We start from the raw sequence: 17,434 nt of genomic DNA on the forward strand, positions 1-17,434 counted from the left end.
TGTTCGCAAGCGCTGCAGGCGGTGAGGTCGTGGCGGCGCGAAGAATGAGGGGATTGATCGCGATGATCGGCGTTAGCGTAGTCATGACAGTCCGTGTCCTAAAAGCTGATTAGCCTTCAATTTAACCAAGACACGCCGCGATTGACAGCATTGAGGTCAAAACTTACGGCAAAGGACCACGCCAAAAAACCGGCCCTTTGCCGTTATCCACAGGTCAGAAGCGGTAAGTCACCGACCCACCAAAACCATTGGCACTGTTTTCATATTTGGCGTCGTAGGTCAGCGCCAACTGAGGGTTGTTGTCGCGGATCTTGATCGGCTCTTCCTTGAGGTAGGAATAAGCCACGTCGAAGGTCAGATTATCCACTGGCGTCCAGCCCGCACCCAGACTGAATACGGTACGGTCGCCTGTAGGAATTCGCACGGAACGATCGGTGTTGTTGGTCGGGGTCTGGTCCACGGAGAAGCCCGTACGCAGAACGATTTGCTTGTTGAGCTGATACGACAAGCCGATGGCGTGGGACCAGGTGTCGTGCCAGTGCTGCTCTTCGGTAATGGAACCCAGGCCTGCCAGCTCAGCGGTAATGTCGGACACGCCGCTGTTGTTCACCGTGATTTTCTTCAACTGGCTCCAGCGGGTGTAGGTGCTGCCCACGTAGAGGGTCAAGGCATCGGTCAATTGGTGAGTGACCGAGAAGTCCACGGAGGACGGGGTAGTAACGTTCAGCTTGGCGTCATATTTCTGCGGCCCGCCGTCCAGAATATCGGACAGCACGCCGGAGGCGTCTGTATGACCGCTCAAGTGATAGACCACTTGCGAATGGTAAGTGAGGCCGATACGCGTGGTGTCCAGGGCCTGCACCAGGATACCGGCGTTGAAGCCCATCGCGGTGTCGTCACCCTTGATCTTGACGGCTTCCGTGCCCAGGCCGAACGCCGGGACTTTGGAGTCCAGCTCGCCGTTGATCTTGTTGAAGGTCGGGCCGAAACCTACCGAAACCTTGTCGTTGAAGGCATAGCTGACCGTCGGCTGCACGGTCATGACCTGAACCTTGCTTTTGTTGCCAAAGCCATTGCCCTGGAAGCTGTGTTCATAGTCCGTCACCAAGCCGAACGGCGCGTAGATCCCCAGGCCAAACGCCCAGTGTTCGTCGATCGGCGTAACCAGGTAGCCCATCGGCACGGCAATGCCGGGAACCATGTCGCCCTTGTTGGTACCCGGGTTGTCGACGCCGCCCTGGGAAGAGCTGGCGTTCTTGATATCTGTTTTAGCGTCGAGGTAGGTCGCCCCGATGCTCACTTCATTGTGCTTGAGGCGGGACATGCCCGCCGGGTTGCCGAACACCGTGCTGGCGTCATCGGCCGAGGAAGAGCGACCGGCGTAGCCTGTTCCCATTGAACTCACGCTTTGTTCATTGAGTGCAAAACCACCGGCGAACAGCGGTGTGGAGGCGAGCGAAATGGAGAGCGCCAAAGCGCCTTTAAGAGTTTTGTTATTCATTATTAGGACTCGAATTATTGGGCAGCGATGAGGAAGCTACCAACGATCGAGCGAGGCGATTATGAAGAGTTTTTCATCCATGGAGTTGTCCGACAATCGTATGTATTTCAACGACTTTTCTGGATTAGTTGTTACTCGTTATGACCTTTTATCCTGATCGTGACCCATCGGTTTCACTTCAAAAACGCTGTCAATTTCAACAGGAATACCCATTGGCAACGAGTACACGCCAAGCGCGCTGCGGGCCGGCAGTTGGTCTGCGCCAAACAGGTCCAGCAGCAGGTCACTGGCGCCATTGGCGACACTCGGGTGCTGAGTGAATGACTGGGTGGCACGTACGTAAACCGTCAAGCGGACGCAGCGCTGGATAGTGTCCAGGCCATAGGTTTGTTCGATGCACGCCAGAATCATCAACAGGGTCAATCGCGCAGCATGTTGGCCCTGCTCTATCGACAGGTCGTCGCCGACGATGCCGGTCAGCGGCTTGCCGTTTTCAAACGGGCCGAGGCCGGAAACATGCAATTGGTTGCCCGACAAGCTCAGGGTTTTGTAAGAGCCCAAAGGGTTGATGGGTTCGGGCAACACAATGCCCAGTTGCTGTAAACGCTGGATCACACTCATCGGTAATTCCCCTGCTGAAGACGAAGTGGTGACCACTTTCCAATAAAGTCACACCCCTTGCACGCACGATATTTTTCAACTTGCCGGGAATAAAACCGCGCCAGGGCAATCATCTCCATGTGGTTAATAAGAAAGCCTGAAGGCATCGCATCCCTGTGGCGAGCGGGCTTGCCCCGCGTTGGGCTGCGCAGCAGCCCTATGGAAGACGCCGAGTCCTTTCAGACAGGCCTCGGCGTCAGGTTTTGGGGCTGGTCACATAGTGTCAGGTAAACCGCGGTGGCTTTCGGGGGGGCCGCTGCGCAGCCCAACGCGGGGCAAGCCCGCTCGCCACAGCAAGCCCGCTGACCACAACAAGTCCGCTCGCCACAAATGCTGTGCTAACCCATAACGGATCGGCATTACTTTGCGGTGGCTGCGCTTTTTGCGTTATGGGTTCCAGTACTTGTTGGCCGCCGCAATGGTCGCAAATTCCGTCGCGACTACTTGGCCAATGCTGATCAGCATCGCCGCATCATTGGCGTACACATCGCGCAACCTGCCACGCACCGCTTCGTCCGGTTGCGTGGCCTTGATGACCAGGCGCGCCATTTTGATCGCCAGCTCACGCCCCTCTTCCGGGGTCGCGGTGATCAGTGAATTGTTCGGTATCAGACTCATCAGGGCTTCCTCTTTTTTATCAGGCAGGGCGACGGCTTATTGCCGACGACCGAATGAAACAGGATAGGCGGCGGAACGCGCATTGATCATCGGGTCTTGCGGTTCGATACCCGTTGGCACGTTGTTGGGCAGGAACATCAGGCTTTTTTGCGCGGCGACGTTATCGGCCACGGCACGCGTGATTTCCAGGGTGCCCAGTTCCACCAGTGGGCGGCTGGCCGGCCAGGCGATCGACGGGTCGTCGAGTTTGTCACCCGGCGCGGCTTCCTGGACCACCAGTTTGAAGCGCACGGCGCCTTTGCTGACGCGCTGCTGAATCTCTTCGCTCAGGTAATTCGGCTCTGCCTTGGCGGTTTGCGCGTCGCTCAAGAAATGGCTGCCGCTGACCGGCAGGAACTGGTAGCGGCCAAAGGTGACGGTGCCCGCCGCGTTGATGAACTTGAAGGTATTCACGCCGTAGTAAGGCAGCGTGGCGAAGCTCTGCGGTGCAGGCTTGGGCGCAGTGAGGAAGGCTGTGGCCACCGGGTGGGTGCCGAGGTAGCCGTCCAGCGGCGTGGGTTTGGCCACGTCGGGGCCACTGGTGCCGAGGGCGATCAGCAGATCACGGAAATCATCCGCCGTCGGCGACGGAAACCCGTTGAACGAGTGGGCGACGATATCGGTGCTGCCGCCGTTCGGCAGTGCAAAACGGATGGCCAGGCCGCGTGGGCTGGCCAAGCCGTGGTTGTCCGGAATGTCCGGAATCCCGGCGAAGTTGGAAAAACGCACGGTGACTGGCACGGCCGTGGCCTGCAAATGCGGCGCCTGGCTGATGGACGCGGCAGACGGGCTTGGGGTGAAGCGCCCTTCCAGCACGATGCCCTTGGCGTGTACCGCACGGGCGCCAGCGTGCTGGCCGAACACGCCGTTGAGGGCATCGACCAACTGGGTGGGGGTGGATTGCTGCGGCGCATCTTGCGCCATGGCGCTGCCGATAGACGCGAAGGCGAATGGGAGCGCGATCAATAAACGCTGGGCTTTTTTCATGCTGATGTCCTGCGGGTGGGTGATTTTGGCGAATTCTAATCACCTCACAACAATAATGACAATATTATTTGTCATTATTGTTTTTCCTCATCGTCAGACGTTTTATGGCGTTATACTCAAGCCCCCAAACTGCCAGTGAAGCCCGCCGCTCGTGAGTACCAAAAGTGACATCCTGCAGCTCCTCCAGCGCGAGCCCCTGACCGTGGTGCAGCTCTGCGAACACTTGGCCGTCACGCGTAACGCGGTGATCGTGCAGCTCAAGCAGCTGGAGTCCGAGGGATTGGTGCGCCGCAGCAAAATTCGCCCGCCCAACACGGTCGGCAAGCCGCCGGTGGTGTTCGAAGCGGCGCCCGGCAGTGAAGACGTCACGTCCACCGCCTATCAGGTGTTGCTGACTCAACTGCTGGCCACGCTCAAGGACCGCTACGACGTCGACGAGCTGGGCGATGTGCTGGAACAGACCGGTCGCCAACTGGCGCAACGTGCCGGCCTGGCCAACCCTGTGACGTTCGACAGCGGCCTGCGCGCCGCCATGGCCGCCGCCGACGCATTAGGCGCCAGTACCGAGGCCATGCCGCAGGAAGGCGGTGTGATGGTGCGCAACTTCACCTGCCCGGTGGGCAGTGTGGTGCGCGAGGAGCAATGCGTGTGCCGGGCGATGGCGGCGTTCTTTTCCGAGGCCACGGGGATGCCGGCAAGTGAACAATGTTTGCGCGAAGACCGGCTGATCTGCCAGTACTTCATTGAGACAGAGGAAGCACCCTCAGCGTAAATCCGTAGCGGCCATCCGCCACAAACATTTCTAAATGTTTCTTCATAAAGCCAAACCGTCATTAAACAGACATATATCAGGAATTAAATCGTCACGTCTTAGACAGGTGGACCCTTCCACTTACCCCTTCCCCTGAGGTGTTGTCGTGATGTTGCCGAGCAAAAAAAGTCTGTCCGTTTTGTTGACCGCCCTGTGCCTGAGTGGCGTGGCCCACGCCACCGACGTTACCGGTGCCGGCTCCAGCTTCGTCTACCCGGTGCTGTCCAAGTGGTCGCAGGACTACAGCAAGAACGCCAGCGACCGCATCAACTATCAATCGATCGGTTCCGGTGGCGGTATCGCCCAGATCAAGGCGGCCACCGTGGACTTCGGCGCCTCTGACGCGCCCCTCTCGGCCGATGAACTCAAAGCTGGCGGCCTGGGCCAATTCCCCAGCGTGATCGGCGGCATCGTGCCGGTGATGAACGTCGAAGGCGTGACAGCAGGCCAGTTGAAACTCGACGGCGACGTGCTGGCGAAAATCTTCCTCGGTGACATCAAGGCCTGGAACGACCCGGCCATCGCTGCCCTTAACCCGGGCCTGAACCTGCCAGTCGCAAACATCACCGTGGTGCACCGCTCCGACGGTTCAGGCACCTCCTACAACTTCACCAACTACCTGGCCAAGGTCAGCGACAGCTGGAAAACCAAAATCGGTTTCGGCACCACCGTGCCGTGGCCAGTGGGTGTGGGCGGCAAAGGCAACGAAGGTGTTTCGGCCTACGTGAAGCAGATCAAGAACTCCATCGGCTTCGTGGAATACGCCTACGCCCTGCAGAACAAAATGACCTACACCCAGCTGAAGAACGCCTCGGGCAAGTTCATCTCGCCTAACGCGAAGGCCTTCCAGGCAGCCGCTGACACCGCCGACTGGGCCAGCGCCAAAGACTTCAACCTGATCATGACCAACGCGCCGGGCGAAGGCGCATGGCCGATCACCGCCACCACCTGGATCATCATGTACAAGCAGCCAAAGAACGCCGAGCAAAGCCAGGCGGCCTTCAACTTCTTCAAGTGGTCACTGGAAAAGGGCCAGCAACAGGCCGCTGCGCTGGACTACGTAGCCCTGCCGGACTCCCTGGTGTCGCGAATCGAAGGTTACTGGAAGTCTGACTTCACTCACTGATTCGCCCTACGACCGCCTTCCCCGGTGATCGGGGGAGGCGGTGAGCACATCTGATATGAACGACACCGTCCAGCCTTTGGTTATGACTACTCACGCGAGCGACATACACAGCGACAACCGCGCCGCTCGCGATCAACGCCACGATCTGTGGTTTAAACGCTCGATGTTCGGGGCCGCCATGCTGGTGCTGCTATTGCTCGCCAGCATCGCGGCTTCGACACTGTGGGGTGGCAGCCAGGCGTTTCGCACCTTTGGTTTTGGCTTCATTACCAGCACCGAGTGGGATGCGGTCAACAATCACTTTGGTGCCGTGGTGCCAATTTACGGCACGCTGGTCACGTCGTTTCTGGCGCTGCTGATTGCCGTGCCGGTCAGTTTTGGCATTGCGATTTTTCTCACGGAAGTCGCGCCGCCCTGGCTGAAAATGCCGGTCGCATCGGCCATTGAATTGCTCGCCGGTATTCCCTCGATCATCTACGGCATGTGGGGCCTGTTTGTATTCGGGCCGTTTATGGCCGAGTACCTGTCGCCCTACATCAATGATTACCTGGGCGCCCTGCCCTTTGTTGGCTCGCTGTTCCAGGGGCCGCCGCTGGGGATCGGCATGCTCACCGCCGGCATCGTGCTGGCGGTGATGATCATGCCGTTTATCACCTCGGTGATGCATGAGGTGTTTCGCAGTGTGCCCACTCAGCTAAAAGAATCCGCCTACGCGCTGGGTAGCACCACGTGGGAAGTGGTATGGGACATTGTCCTGCCCTACACCCGCTCGGCGGTGGTCGGTGGCATCTTTCTCGGCTTGGGCCGTGCCCTTGGCGAGACCATGGCAGTGACCTTCGTGCTGGGCAACGCCCAACAGTTTTCCGCCTCGCTGCTGATGCCGAGCAGTTCGATCGCCTCGGTCATCGCCAACGAGTTCAGCGAGGCCTACACCGACCTGCATCGCTCCGCGCTGATTGCCTTGGGCTTTCTGCTGTTTATCGTGACGTTTGTGGTGCTGGCACTCGCGCGACTACTGCTGATGCGTCTGTCCCGTAAGGAAGGTCTATGAACGCCAACGAACGCCTGTATCGCAAGCGCGCGCTGAAAAACGGCGTGGCGATGCTCCTCAGTTGCGGCGCGACAGCCTTTGGTTTGCTGTGGCTGGCGTGGATTCTGCTGACGACCATCATCAACGGTTTCCAGGCCCTGAACCTGCGGCTGTTCAGCCAGATGACCCCGCCGCCCGGCACCGAAGGCGGGCTGGCCAACGCGTTTTATGGCAGCGCACTGATGTCCGGCATCGCCTTGCTGATCGGCACGCCGATCGGGTTGATGGCTGGTATCTGGCTGGCCGAATTCGCACGGCACTCGCGCCTGGGTACTACGGTGCGTTTCATCAACGACATCCTGCTCTCCGCGCCGTCGATTGTGCTGGGGTTGTTTGTGTATACCGCTGTAATCCTGCCGCTGAATCAACTGACCAATCACCAGGTGGGCTTCTCTGCCCTCGCCGGTGCGCTGGCCTTGGCGTTGCTGGTGATTCCGGTGGTGGTACGCACCACCGATGAAATGCTTCAGTTGCAACCCTCGACCATGCGCGAAGCCGCATTGGCCCTCGGTGTACCGCAATGGAAGCTGACGCTGCAGATTGTGCTGAGGGCCGCCAAGGCTGGCGTGGTCACCGGCATCCTGCTCGCCCTGGCCCGCATCACCGGGGAAACCGCGCCCCTGCTGTTCACCGCGTTCGGCAACCAGTTCTGGAGCAGCAACCTGCTCAAGCCGATCGCCAGTGTCCCCGTGGTTATTTTCCAGTACGCCATGAGCCCGTTCGACGACTGGCACGCCCTCGCCTGGGCCGGTGCGCTGGTCCTGACGCTGTTCGTGCTGGTACTGAGCCTGGCATCTCGCCTGATCCTTTTACGCAATAGGTCTCACTGATGGACGCCACTGGCATTGATCCTGAAAAAACCAAAATCCGTGTGCGTGGGTTGGAGTTTTTCTACAACAACCAACGCTCCCTGAAGTCCATCGACATCGACATTCCGGAAAAACGCATCACCGCGATCATCGGCCCTTCGGGCTGCGGCAAGTCCACGCTGCTGCGCGTGTTCAACCGCATTTACTCGATGTACCCCAAGCAGGAGGCGCGCGGCGAAGTGTTGCTCAACGGCGAAAACATCCTCGCCCCCGGCTATTCGATGAACCGCCTGCGCAGCCACGTCGGCATGGTGTTCCAGAAGCCGGTGCCGTTTCCGATGTCGATCTACGACAACATCGCCTACGCCGTTCGCCATCACGAAAAACTGTCCCGTCGCGAAATGAACGACCGCGTCGAGCAAGCCTTGCGCGGCGGCGCCTTGTGGGACGAGGTGAAGGACAAACTCAACCAGAGCGCACAAAGCCTCTCGGGCGGGCAGCAGCAGCGGTTGTGCATTGCACGCACCATTGCACTGCGGCCACAGGTGCTGCTGCTGGACGAACCGACCTCGGCGCTCGACCCCATCTCGACCGGGCGCATCGAGCAATTGATTACCGAGCTGAAGACGCAGTACACGGTGATCATCGTGACGCACAACATGCAGCAAGCCGCGCGGGTGTCGGACAGCACCGCGTTCATGTTCATGGGGGAATTGATTGAGCATGGCAAGACAGACCAGATCTTTACCACGCCGAAGATGAAGCAGACGGAAGATTACATTACGGGACGATTTGGCTAAGCGTGCCTGATGCCAGGCCACGGGCCGCCTCTTGCAGGCGGCTTTTTTTACAAGGCAAAAAAAAACCCGGAAATCCTCACTTGCGTGGGCCTTCCGGATTTTCTAAACCGCCAAATATGGTGGGTCGTGTGGGATTCGAACCTACGACCAATTGGTTAAAAGCCAACTGCTCTACCAACTGAGCTAACGACCCGCTGTGTGGTGGCGCGTATAATACTGATTTCTAAGGATTATTCAACACCTTATTTGAAATAAATCAGAAATAACGCGTTGGGTCCGCAATATCGGCGTTTTTGAAGCCTTCAGCGCGCAGTCTGCAGGCGTCACATTTCCCACATGCACGGCCGGAATCGTCTGCCTGGTAGCAGGAAACTGTCTGCGCATAATCGACGCCAAGTCCTACACCAGCCTTCACGATATCGGCTTTGCTCAGGTTCTGCAGCGGCGCCCGGATACGGAAGCCCTGCCCTTCTACGCCCGCTTTGGTAGCCAGGTTCGCCATGCGTTCGAATGACTCAATGTACTCGGGGCGGCAGTCCGGGTAGCCGTTGTAGTCCAGTGCGTTGACGCCGATGAAGATATCGCGGGCATTGAGTACTTCGGCCCAACCGAGGGCCAGAGACAGAAACACCGTGTTGCGTGCCGGCACGTAGGTCAGCGGGATGCCTTCGCTCGGCGCCTCGGGCACACCGATACTGCTGTCGGTGAGGGCCGAGCCGCCAATGCCATTGAGGTTGAGGCCGATCACCTTGTGCTCGACCGCGCCCAGGTCGCGAGCGACACGGGCGGCGGCGTCCAACTCGGCGCGGTGACGCTGGCCGTAGTCGAAGCTCAGGGTGTAGCAGCGGTAGCCTTCGGCGCGGACCATGGCCACCAGGGTGGCGGAATCAAGGCCGCCAGACAGCAGGATGACTGCGCGCTTTTGATCGCTCATCTCAGCGCCCCGGCTCGTCATTCCACAGGTATTTGTGCAGCTGCAATTGCAGGCGCACCGGCAGGTTGTCGGCCACCACCCAGTCGGCGAGGTCACGGGCGTTCAGGTCGTGATGACTGGGAGAGAACAGCACCTCGCCTGCGCGGCGATCCAGGCCGTACTGGATCAGCTTGGAGGCCGCCCAGTCGTAGTCGTCGCGCGAACAGATCACGAACTTGACCTGATCGTTGGGCGTCAGCAGGTCCATGTTCTGGTAGAGGTTGCGGTGTGCTTCCTTGGAACCCGGGGTCTTGAGGTCGACCACACGACTGACACGCGGGTCTACCGCAGAGATGTCCAGGGCGCCGCTGGTTTCCAGGGAGACTTCATAACCGGCGTCACACAGCTGCTTGAGCAACGGGATGGCGTTGGGCTGGGCCAACGGCTCGCCGCCGGTCATACAGACGTAGCGCGGCTTGAAGCCGGCAACCTGTTCCAGGATGTCGTCGAGGGTGCGCACGGTGCCGCCACTGAAGGCGTAGGCGCTGTCACAGTATTGGCAACGCAACGGGCAGCCGGTCAGCCGTACAAATACGGTGGGCAGGCCAGCGGTTCGCGTTTCACCCTGTAACGAGTAAAAAACTTCGGTGATGCGTAATGTGTCTTGCATATTCGCCACGGGCGTAACAGCTAAACAGGCTGTCCGCCTCCGTCAGGCACTTCAAGCGATCCCGCCAACGCGTAGACCGCAAAAAGCGTGTTTCATAAAAGGGCGTGGATTCTAACGAAAAAACCCGCGACAGGCGCGGGTTTCTTCTAAACGGGAGTGCAGCGCTTACAAGCGTTGCAGGTCCCGCTGGGCCAACTGGGCAGCGGAGGTACCCGGATACTGGGAAACCACCTGCTGCAGAATGCCTTTGACCTTGTCGGTATGACCCAGGCGGCGTTCTACGTCAGCGAGTTTGTACAGCGAATCAGGCACCTTGGCGTGCTTTGGGTAAAGCTGGCTGACCTTGGCAAATGCCTGACCGGCACCTTGCAGATCACCCTTGGCCAGGTTGACTTCGCCCAACCAGTACTGGGCGTTGCCCGCGTACTGGCTGTTCGGGTACTTGCGCAGGAATGCGGTAAAAGCCTGGCTGGCCTTATCGAAATCCTTGGCTTTGATCAGGTCGAAGGCTGCATCGTAATACAGTTTTTCCTTCGCCGGATCACCCGGTTCGCTGCTCGCGGCAGGGGCTTGGCTTGCGGCCGCGGCCCCCACTGCTGCACCACCGGCGGCCGCAACAGGCGCGCCACCGGCAGAAGAATTATCAGGAGTAGCGGCAGGTGTAACGCCGGCTCCAATGCGTCGATCAAGATCCTGGTAACGCTCCAGGCCTTCTTGCTTCAGCTGGTTCACTTGATTCTGCAAAATCTCAATGGTGCCTTGTTGCTGCGCCAATTGATCCTGCATGCGTTGCAGCTGGTTGAACAGTTCGCCCTGTGCCGAGGGGGCGGCAGTTGCCGGCCCCCCAGCATAGGCGCCGTTCGTGCCATAACCTGCTGGCGGATAGCTGCTCCCGCTATTGTTATAGCCAGAGTTGCTATCTTCCACAGGAACCGCAGCCCACACCGCAAGCGGTGCGAGGCTGAGAGCCAATACAGTTAGAGCACGACGGCACGTTCGCATGACGAATTACTTACGCAGTTCGACGCGACGGTTTTGAGCCCAGGACTGCTCGTCGTGGCCAGTAGCAACTGGACGCTCTTTACCGTAGGAAACCAGTTCCAGTTGGCCTGGAGCAACACCTTGCAGTACCAGGTAGCGTTGAACGGCTTTCGCACGACGCTCGCCCAGTGCCATGTTGTACTCGCGAGTACCACGTTCGTCGGTGTTACCTTCCAGAACAACGCGAGCGCCGTTAGCTTTCAGGTCCTTCGCGTGAACGTCCAGAGCGCGCATGGCTTCTGGCTTCAGGTCCGAACTGTCGTATTCGAAGTAGAAAGTGGTGATAGCGCGCAGAGCAGCTTCTTCGCTCAGGGAGCCGTCAACTGCACCAGTGTTAGCGCCGTAACCAGCGTTTGGATCAACAGCTGCGCCTTCACCGGCATTGTCGCCGCCTTTAGACGAGCAACCAACGGCTACGGACAGAGCCAGAGCCAGAGCAGCAAACTTACCAAACTTCAGCATTTCCATCGTGAAACTCCTAATGAACCCCAGTGTGTTAAGCAATTCTTTTTGTAGCGCCGCGTCAGTTCAGGTAAGGGGACCAGGACGGTTCTCTGACTTCGCCTTGTGCGGTAGGAAGCGGGAGCCTTACGCGTCCATTAATGGACACGAGCATCAAGACTCCCCGGCCCTGCTGGCGGGTGGCGTAGATTACCATGGTGCCGTTGGGCGCAACAGTAGCTGACTCATCAAGGTTGGTATCTGTGAGGATTTTTACCGTTCCACGCTGCAAATCCTGGGCCGCAACCCGGAAATTAGTGAAACCATCCTGACGGTGAATCATCACCAACGTCTTTTCATCAGCCGAAAGTTTAGGGTTGGCGTTGTAGTTACCGATAAAGGTCACACGTTCAGCGCCCCCACCACTCACGCTCGTTTTATAGATTTGTGGCTTGCCGCCGCGGTCGGAGGTGAAGTAGATGGTCGAACCATCCTTACCCCAGAACGGTTCGGTGTTGATGCCCGGGCCACTGGTCACGCGGCTGATCTGGCGCGAAGCCATGTTCATCACGTAGATGTCCGGGTTGCCGTCTTTAGACAGTACGAACGCCAGGCGCGAACCATCCGGCGACCACGCTGGTGCACCGTTCAGGCCTTCAAAGTTGGTGATCTGCTCGCGACGACCCGTATCGATGTGCTGCACGAAGATACGCGGACGACGCTGTTCGAACGACACGTAGGCAATACGCTTGCCGTCCGGCGCGAAGCGCGGCGACAGAATTGGCTCACGCGATTGCAGCAGGGTCACTGCACGTGCACCGTCGTAATCCGAACGCTGCAGGGTGTAACGCGTGTTGTCGACGGAGAAACGCTCAGCGGTTACATAAAGCAGGCGTGTCGAGAACGCCCCCTTGATACCGGTGAGCTTTTCAAACGACTGGTCCGAGATGTAGTGGGCCATGTCCCGCAGTTGTTCGGCGGTACCCGAAACGCTGCCGGTCAAGACCTGCTGTTCGGTAGCCACGTTGAACAACGCGTACTGGATCTGCAAGCGACCGCCGGCTGGCGTGATGCTGCCGACCATCAGGTACTGGGCGCCTACGGCTTTCCAGTCACGGAAGATGACTTCGCTGGCCTGGGTCGGCTGGCTGATCATGTTGCCTTTCGGAATCGGCGCGTAGTAACCGGAGTTGCGCAGGTCGTCACTGACAATCTGGGCCATGTCGTCCGGCAGCACGCTGCCGCCCTGCCAACCGAACGGTACTACGGCGATCGGGGTGGCCCGATCACTGCCGCTGGTGACCAAAATGTTCTTTTCATCCGCCGCCGCTATCCCTGCCATACAGCAAATAACGACAAGCATTCCTCGAAGAAGGTTTCTCACAAGGCTAGATCCTCAGGTGTGAATGTCATCTTGAATGAACGATAAGGAGCGAAATCGCTCGATTTCATTCCCTGCATCTCGGTCAACCGGCCAATGTTCTTGACCGCTGCTACCGCCGAACTGTCGAACGAGCCATCACCACTGGACTTGGCGACGCTGACCGAAGTCACCGTACCGTCCGGCAACATGCCGATCTGCAGCACTACTGTCATACCTTTGCGTGCCGAAGGTGGACGTGTCCAACCTTCCGCTGCCCGCGACCGAATCAGGTCATCGAAACTGCCCGCGACTTCATCACCGCGCTCATCGGCCAAGGCCTGCTGACGCTGAGGCGTGTCGGAAAGCAAGTCTGCCAAGGCCTGGGCCTTTTTCTCTTCGGCGGATTTGCGCGCTGCTTCCTGGGCCTTTTTCTTGGTGGCGTCGGCGGCAGCTTTCTTCTTCGCGTCGTCGGCGATTTTCTTCTTCGCCTCGTCTGCATCAGATTTTTTCTTGGCGTCTTCGGCGGCTTTCTTCTTCGCGTCTTCGACAATCTTTTTCTTGGCGTCTTCAGCGGCCTTTTTCTTGGCCTCTTCTTCGGCAGCTTTTTTGGCTTCTTCTTCAGACTTCTTCTTGGCTATATCAGCCAATTGTTTCTCTTCGGCTTTTTTGGCTTCGGCAGCTTTGTCGGCTTTTTTGGCTTCATCAGCCTTTTTCGCCTCGTCAGCTTTCTTCGCTTCGTCAGCCTTTTTCGATTCCTCGGCCTTTTGAGCCGCCTCTTCTTTCTTTTGTTCCGCAGCAGCCTTCACCGCTTCCTGCTCGACCTTTTTCTGTTCCATCTGCTCGACTTCAGTCTGGCGCGCAGCCGACTTCTGGGCCTCACCCGCAATCTTCTGATTGGTCTGGGTGGTGGCCTGACTTTTCGATTTCAGCTGATACAGGGTCGCCTGCACGATCGGCTTGGCTGGCGGCAGGTCCGGGGTCATGGCAAAGCTGACGAACAGCATGCCAAACACCAGGACATGCAGGGCAATTGCCCAGACGCTAGGCCAGAAGAAGCTTTCCGAGGCGGACGGCTCTCGCTGTTGCTGCATCAGGGCGCCTCGGTAATCAGGCCAACGTTACCCACGCCGGCCTTCTGCAGCCCGCCCATGGCGCCCATGACGGAACCATAGTCGACCACTTTGTCGCCGCGGATGAACACCTGCGTATGCTTGCCGCCTTCGTTGCCGGACCGGATGATCTTGGTCACGGCATCCGTCATCTGCGGCAAGGTCATGGCCTTGTCCTGCTGTTTCTGGGTGTCGACTTCGCTGCCAAGGTTCCAGTAATAGGTCTTGTCAGCCTTGATCGAAATGGTCAGGACCTGAGTGTTGTTGTCTTGCGGCAAGGCTTCGCTGGAAACCTTGGGCAGATCAACCTTCACGCCCTGATTGAGCATCGGCGCGGTCACCATGAAGATAACCAGCAGCACCAGCATCACGTCGATGTAAGGCACTACGTTCATCTCGGCGACCGGCTTGCGCTTTTTGCGAGCTCGAGCGATTAAAGCCATTGGGAATTACCTGCTTATTCTTCGCTGGTGTGCACTTTACGGTGCAGGATCGCCTGGAATTCGTCGGCGAAGGTGTAGTAACGGCTGATCAAGGTTTCGCCGCGAGCAGCAAAACGGTTGTAAGCGATTACTGCGGGGATAGCAGCGAACAAGCCGATCGCGGTGGCGATCAGGGCTTCGGCGATACCCGGGGCCACGGTGGCCAGGGTCGCTTGCTGGGCCTGGGCCAGGCCGCGGAAGGAGTTCATGATCCCCCACACGGTACCGAACAGGCCGATGTACGGGCTCACGGAACCGACGGTGGCGAGGAATGGCAGGCTTTGCTCAAGCTTCTCTTCTTCGCGGGAAATGGCCACGCGCATGGCACGGGCCACGCCTTCCATGACCGCTTCCGGGTCAACGCCCGGTTGCTGGCGCAGACGCGAGAATTCCTTGAAACCGGCGCGGAAGATTTGCTCTACACCCGAATCCGGGTCCGGGTTGCTGCCGGCCTGACGGTACAGCTTGGACAGGTCGATACCCGACCAGAAGCGCTCTTCAAAGCTCTCCAGGGCACGTCGACCGGCACGCAGCAGGTTGCTGCGCTGAAAAATCATGACCCAAGAGGTAACCGATGCGGCTACCAGGACCAGCATCACCAGTTGAACCACAACACTGGCATTGCTGACCAGGCTCCACATGGAGGAATGGTCGACGACGGTAGGTTCCACGCTAAATCTCCTGCTTTGATTGTTTACCCGCGCCGCTTACGCCGGCAAAGGCCGCACGTAGAGCTTCGGGAATGGCCCGGGGTTTCAAACTATTGGTGCGCACACAGGCCACCAGGAACTGCCCCTCACAGAGCAGCGTTGCATCCGTTGCCCGCCTGACCTGCTGTTTAAAGCGCAGGCTGGCACGGTTCAATTCGATTACTTCCGCGCTGACCAGCAGTTCATCGTCCAGCCGCGCCGGCGCGTGGTAACGCGCCTCGCTGGAATGCACGACAAACAACAGGTCCTCCCCCGCAAGCTGGGATTGGGCAAAGCCCAGCTCCCGTAGCCGCTCGGTTCGAGCCCGCTCCATGAACTTGAGATAGTTGACGTAATACACGATGCCGCCAGCATCGGTGTCCTCGTAATAAACGCGACAGCGATGTGCGAACGACTGATCCCCGTTTTGCGCGCGCATACTCTAGTGCTTACTCCTCAGGTTGCCAATCCGGCCAAGCAACTGTTTTCTGATTCTATTCAACATTTCCAACGACTGAATGACGACGCCAGCCACTAGGACAGCACAAACTTCAGATAAATCGACTGGCGTGACCTTTTTAATCGTCCACTGCATCGAGGAATTCGTCTACCACGGGCATCTCACCCAATCGTGACGGAATGTTTAACCCGAAGTGCAAATAGGCGTGCCGGGTCACTACGCGCCCTCTCGGCGTACGCATGATATAGCCCTGCTGGATCAGGTACGGTTCCAGCACATCCTCAATGGTATGGCGTTCCTCGCTGATGGCCGCAGCTAGGCTGTCCACCCCCACCGGGCCACCGTCGAACTTCTCGATCATGGTCAACAGCAGGCGCCTGTCCTGATGATCAAAGCCGTGTTCATCCACATCCAGCAGGTTCAGGGCCAGGTCCGCCACCGCTTTGGTGATATGCCCTTTGGCACGCACCTCGGCAAAGTCACGCACACGGCGCAGCAGTCGGTTGGCGATCCGCGGCGTGCCACGGGCCCTGCGGGCAATTTCAAACGCGCCCTCCGGGTCCAGCGGCAAGCCGAGAATGCCCGCCGAACGGCTGACGATGGTCGCAAGGTCAGCGGTGCTATAGAACTCTAGACGTTGAACAATGCCGAAACGGTCTCGCAGCGGGTTGGTCAACATGCCCGCTCGGGTGGTGGCGCCCACCAGGGTGAACGGTGGCAGGTCGAGTTTGATCGAGCGTGCCGCCGGGCCTTCGCCGATCATGATGTCGAGCTGGAAATCTTCCATGGCCGGGTACAGCACTTCTTCGACAATCGGCGACAGCCGGTGGATCTCGTCGATGAACAGCACGTCATGGGGCTCAAGGTTGGTCAGCAACGCCGCCAAATCACCCGGGCGTTCCAGAACCGGGCCGGACGTGGATTTGATCGATACGCCCATCTCATTGGCGATGATCATCGCCAAGGTGGTTTTACCCAGGCCAGGCGGGCCGAAGATCAGCGTGTGGTCCAGGGATTCACTGCGCCCGCGGGCGGCCTGGATAAACAACTCCATCTGCTCACGCACGGTGGGCTGGCCGATGTAGTCAGCCAGGCTCAGCGGGCGAATGGCCCGGTCCTGGACTTCTTCACGGTCGCGCGGGCCAGTGGCCGCGATCAGACGATCAGCTTCAATCACTTAAATCATTCCCTTCAGGGCTCGGCGGATCATGTCTTCACTGCTCAGGTTCTTGTCCTTGATGGCCGACACTGCCTTGCTGGCTTCCTGCGGCTTGTAGCCCAGGGAAATCAACGCGCTGACGGCATCGCTTTCGGCGCTGGCCACCTGGCCCGCCGGCATATCCGGCTGGTTCGGCACCAGGGCAAACATGCTCGGCACCACTTCCCAGGCCTTGAAACGGTCCTTGAGTTCCACCAGCAGGCGCTCGGCGGTCTTCTTGCCGACACCCGGCACCTTGGTCAGCGCCGAGGTGTCCTGGGCCGAAACGGCGCGCACCAGTTCATCCACTTCCAGGCTCGACATCAGCGCCAGCGCCAGCTTGGGACCCACGCCGTTCAGGCGAATCAGCTCACGGAAGAAGTCGCGGTCACGCTTGCCAATGAAACCATAGAGTAATTGCGCGTCTTCGCGCACCACCAGATGGGTATGCAAGGTGATCGGTTCACCGACCGACGGTAGGCGATAGAGGGTGGTCATGGGCACTTCCAGCTCATACCCCAACCCGTTTACATCCAGAATCAGGTGCGGCGGCTGTTTTTCAGCCAGGGTGCCGCGCAAGCGTCCAATCACGGTTCGATCCTTAAAGCTTGAGGTCAGATCAAGGCC

At 58.8% G+C, this 17,434-nt stretch carries 20 protein-coding genes and 1 tRNA gene; 5 read left to right on the forward strand and 16 right to left on the reverse strand.

Annotated elements, in window-relative coordinates; translation table 11 throughout:
- Window positions 1-214 precede the first annotated feature (214 nt).
- The 4 genes from BFW87_RS04945 to BFW87_RS04960 all read right to left on the reverse strand — a co-directional run bounded on the left by BFW87_RS04945 (window position 215) and on the right by BFW87_RS04960 (window position 3,805).
- A complete protein-coding gene (locus BFW87_RS04945; protein WP_078738849.1) occupies window positions 215-1,501 on the reverse strand; it encodes an OmpP1/FadL family transporter in 1,287 nt (428 codons plus the stop codon).
- Window positions 1,502-1,639: 138 nt separating this feature from the next.
- Entirely contained in the window at window positions 1,640-2,122 is a 483-nt protein-coding gene (locus BFW87_RS04950; RefSeq protein WP_078738850.1) for a RidA family protein, read from the reverse strand.
- Window positions 2,123-2,548: 426 nt separating this feature from the next.
- Entirely contained in the window at window positions 2,549-2,779 is a 231-nt protein-coding gene (locus BFW87_RS04955) for a hexameric tyrosine-coordinated heme protein (protein ID WP_016973255.1), read from the reverse strand.
- 36 nt (window positions 2,780-2,815) lie between these two features.
- Complete coding sequence (locus BFW87_RS04960) at window positions 2,816-3,805, reverse strand: catalase family peroxidase (protein WP_078738851.1); 990 nt, start codon at window positions 3,803-3,805, stop codon at window positions 2,816-2,818.
- 151 nt (window positions 3,806-3,956) lie between these two features.
- Here BFW87_RS04960 and BFW87_RS04965 point away from each other — a divergent pair, with 151 nt between their 5' ends.
- From BFW87_RS04965 to pstB, 5 genes are all read left to right on the forward strand, one after another.
- On the forward strand, window positions 3,957-4,577 hold the full coding sequence (locus tag BFW87_RS04965; protein WP_078738852.1) for a helix-turn-helix transcriptional regulator: 621 nt from the start codon (window positions 3,957-3,959) through the stop codon (window positions 4,575-4,577).
- Between the two features lie 148 nt (window positions 4,578-4,725).
- A complete protein-coding gene (pstS, locus tag BFW87_RS04970) occupies window positions 4,726-5,742 on the forward strand; it encodes a phosphate ABC transporter substrate-binding protein PstS (RefSeq protein WP_078738853.1) in 1,017 nt (338 codons plus the stop codon).
- A gap of 82 nt (window positions 5,743-5,824) precedes the next feature.
- Complete coding sequence (gene pstC / locus BFW87_RS04975; protein WP_439848374.1) at window positions 5,825-6,793, forward strand: phosphate ABC transporter permease subunit PstC; 969 nt, start codon at window positions 5,825-5,827, stop codon at window positions 6,791-6,793.
- Window positions 6,790-7,662: a phosphate ABC transporter permease PstA gene (gene pstA, locus BFW87_RS04980; RefSeq protein WP_078738855.1), complete on the forward strand. Its 873-nt coding sequence runs from the start codon at window positions 6,790-6,792 to the stop codon at window positions 7,660-7,662. The genes pstC and pstA overlap by 4 nt, the downstream gene beginning before the upstream one ends.
- Window positions 7,662-8,441: a phosphate ABC transporter ATP-binding protein PstB gene (gene pstB, locus BFW87_RS04985; RefSeq protein WP_078738856.1), complete on the forward strand. Its 780-nt coding sequence runs from the start codon at window positions 7,662-7,664 to the stop codon at window positions 8,439-8,441. The genes pstA and pstB overlap by 1 nt, the downstream gene beginning before the upstream one ends.
- A gap of 117 nt (window positions 8,442-8,558) precedes the next feature.
- Here the strand turns inward: pstB and BFW87_RS04990 are convergent.
- The 12 genes from BFW87_RS04990 to ruvA all read right to left on the reverse strand — a co-directional run bounded on the left by BFW87_RS04990 (window position 8,559) and on the right by ruvA (window position 17,398).
- Window positions 8,559-8,634: transfer RNA gene (locus tag BFW87_RS04990), tRNA-Lys, on the reverse strand.
- Between the two features lie 63 nt (window positions 8,635-8,697).
- A complete protein-coding gene (gene queC, locus BFW87_RS04995; protein WP_078738857.1) occupies window positions 8,698-9,375 on the reverse strand; it encodes a 7-cyano-7-deazaguanine synthase QueC in 678 nt (225 codons plus the stop codon).
- A 1-nt stretch (window position 9,376) separates the two neighbouring features.
- Window positions 9,377-10,024, reverse strand: a complete 648-nt coding sequence (gene queE / locus BFW87_RS05000) for a 7-carboxy-7-deazaguanine synthase QueE (protein ID WP_078738858.1) — start codon at window positions 10,022-10,024, stop codon at window positions 9,377-9,379.
- A gap of 165 nt (window positions 10,025-10,189) precedes the next feature.
- Complete coding sequence (ybgF, locus tag BFW87_RS05005) at window positions 10,190-11,026, reverse strand: tol-pal system protein YbgF (protein ID WP_078738859.1); 837 nt, start codon at window positions 11,024-11,026, stop codon at window positions 10,190-10,192.
- A gap of 6 nt (window positions 11,027-11,032) precedes the next feature.
- The gene (pal, locus tag BFW87_RS05010; protein WP_003209827.1) at window positions 11,033-11,533 is read right to left on the reverse strand and encodes a peptidoglycan-associated lipoprotein Pal; all 501 of its coding nucleotides are present in this window, start codon (window positions 11,531-11,533) and stop codon (window positions 11,033-11,035) included.
- Window positions 11,534-11,588: 55 nt separating this feature from the next.
- Window positions 11,589-12,869 carry a Tol-Pal system beta propeller repeat protein TolB gene (tolB, locus tag BFW87_RS05015; RefSeq protein ID WP_176159710.1) on the reverse strand — a complete coding sequence of 427 codons (1,281 nt, stop codon included), beginning with the start codon at window positions 12,867-12,869 and terminating at the stop codon, window positions 11,589-11,591.
- A 17-nt stretch (window positions 12,870-12,886) separates the two neighbouring features.
- A complete protein-coding gene (gene tolA / locus BFW87_RS05020; protein ID WP_078738861.1) occupies window positions 12,887-13,960 on the reverse strand; it encodes a cell envelope integrity protein TolA in 1,074 nt (357 codons plus the stop codon).
- The gene (tolR, locus tag BFW87_RS05025; RefSeq protein ID WP_161630238.1) at window positions 13,960-14,412 is read right to left on the reverse strand and encodes a protein TolR; all 453 of its coding nucleotides are present in this window, start codon (window positions 14,410-14,412) and stop codon (window positions 13,960-13,962) included. Before tolR ends, tolA begins: the two co-directional genes overlap by 1 nt.
- A gap of 23 nt (window positions 14,413-14,435) precedes the next feature.
- Complete coding sequence (tolQ, locus tag BFW87_RS05030; RefSeq protein ID WP_003209819.1) at window positions 14,436-15,131, reverse strand: protein TolQ; 696 nt, start codon at window positions 15,129-15,131, stop codon at window positions 14,436-14,438.
- Between the two features lies 1 nt (window position 15,132).
- On the reverse strand, window positions 15,133-15,588 hold the full coding sequence (gene ybgC / locus BFW87_RS05035) for a tol-pal system-associated acyl-CoA thioesterase (RefSeq protein WP_078738862.1): 456 nt from the start codon (window positions 15,586-15,588) through the stop codon (window positions 15,133-15,135).
- 139 nt (window positions 15,589-15,727) lie between these two features.
- Window positions 15,728-16,786, reverse strand: a complete 1,059-nt coding sequence (ruvB, locus tag BFW87_RS05040) for a Holliday junction branch migration DNA helicase RuvB (RefSeq protein WP_078738863.1) — start codon at window positions 16,784-16,786, stop codon at window positions 15,728-15,730.
- Window positions 16,787-17,398: a Holliday junction branch migration protein RuvA gene (ruvA, locus tag BFW87_RS05045; protein WP_003175802.1), complete on the reverse strand. Its 612-nt coding sequence runs from the start codon at window positions 17,396-17,398 to the stop codon at window positions 16,787-16,789.
- Window positions 17,399-17,434: the final 36 nt, after the last annotated feature.

The organism is Pseudomonas fluorescens, assembly GCF_002022275.1.
Classification (GTDB): domain Bacteria; phylum Pseudomonadota; class Gammaproteobacteria; order Pseudomonadales; family Pseudomonadaceae; genus Aquipseudomonas; species Aquipseudomonas fluorescens_AJ.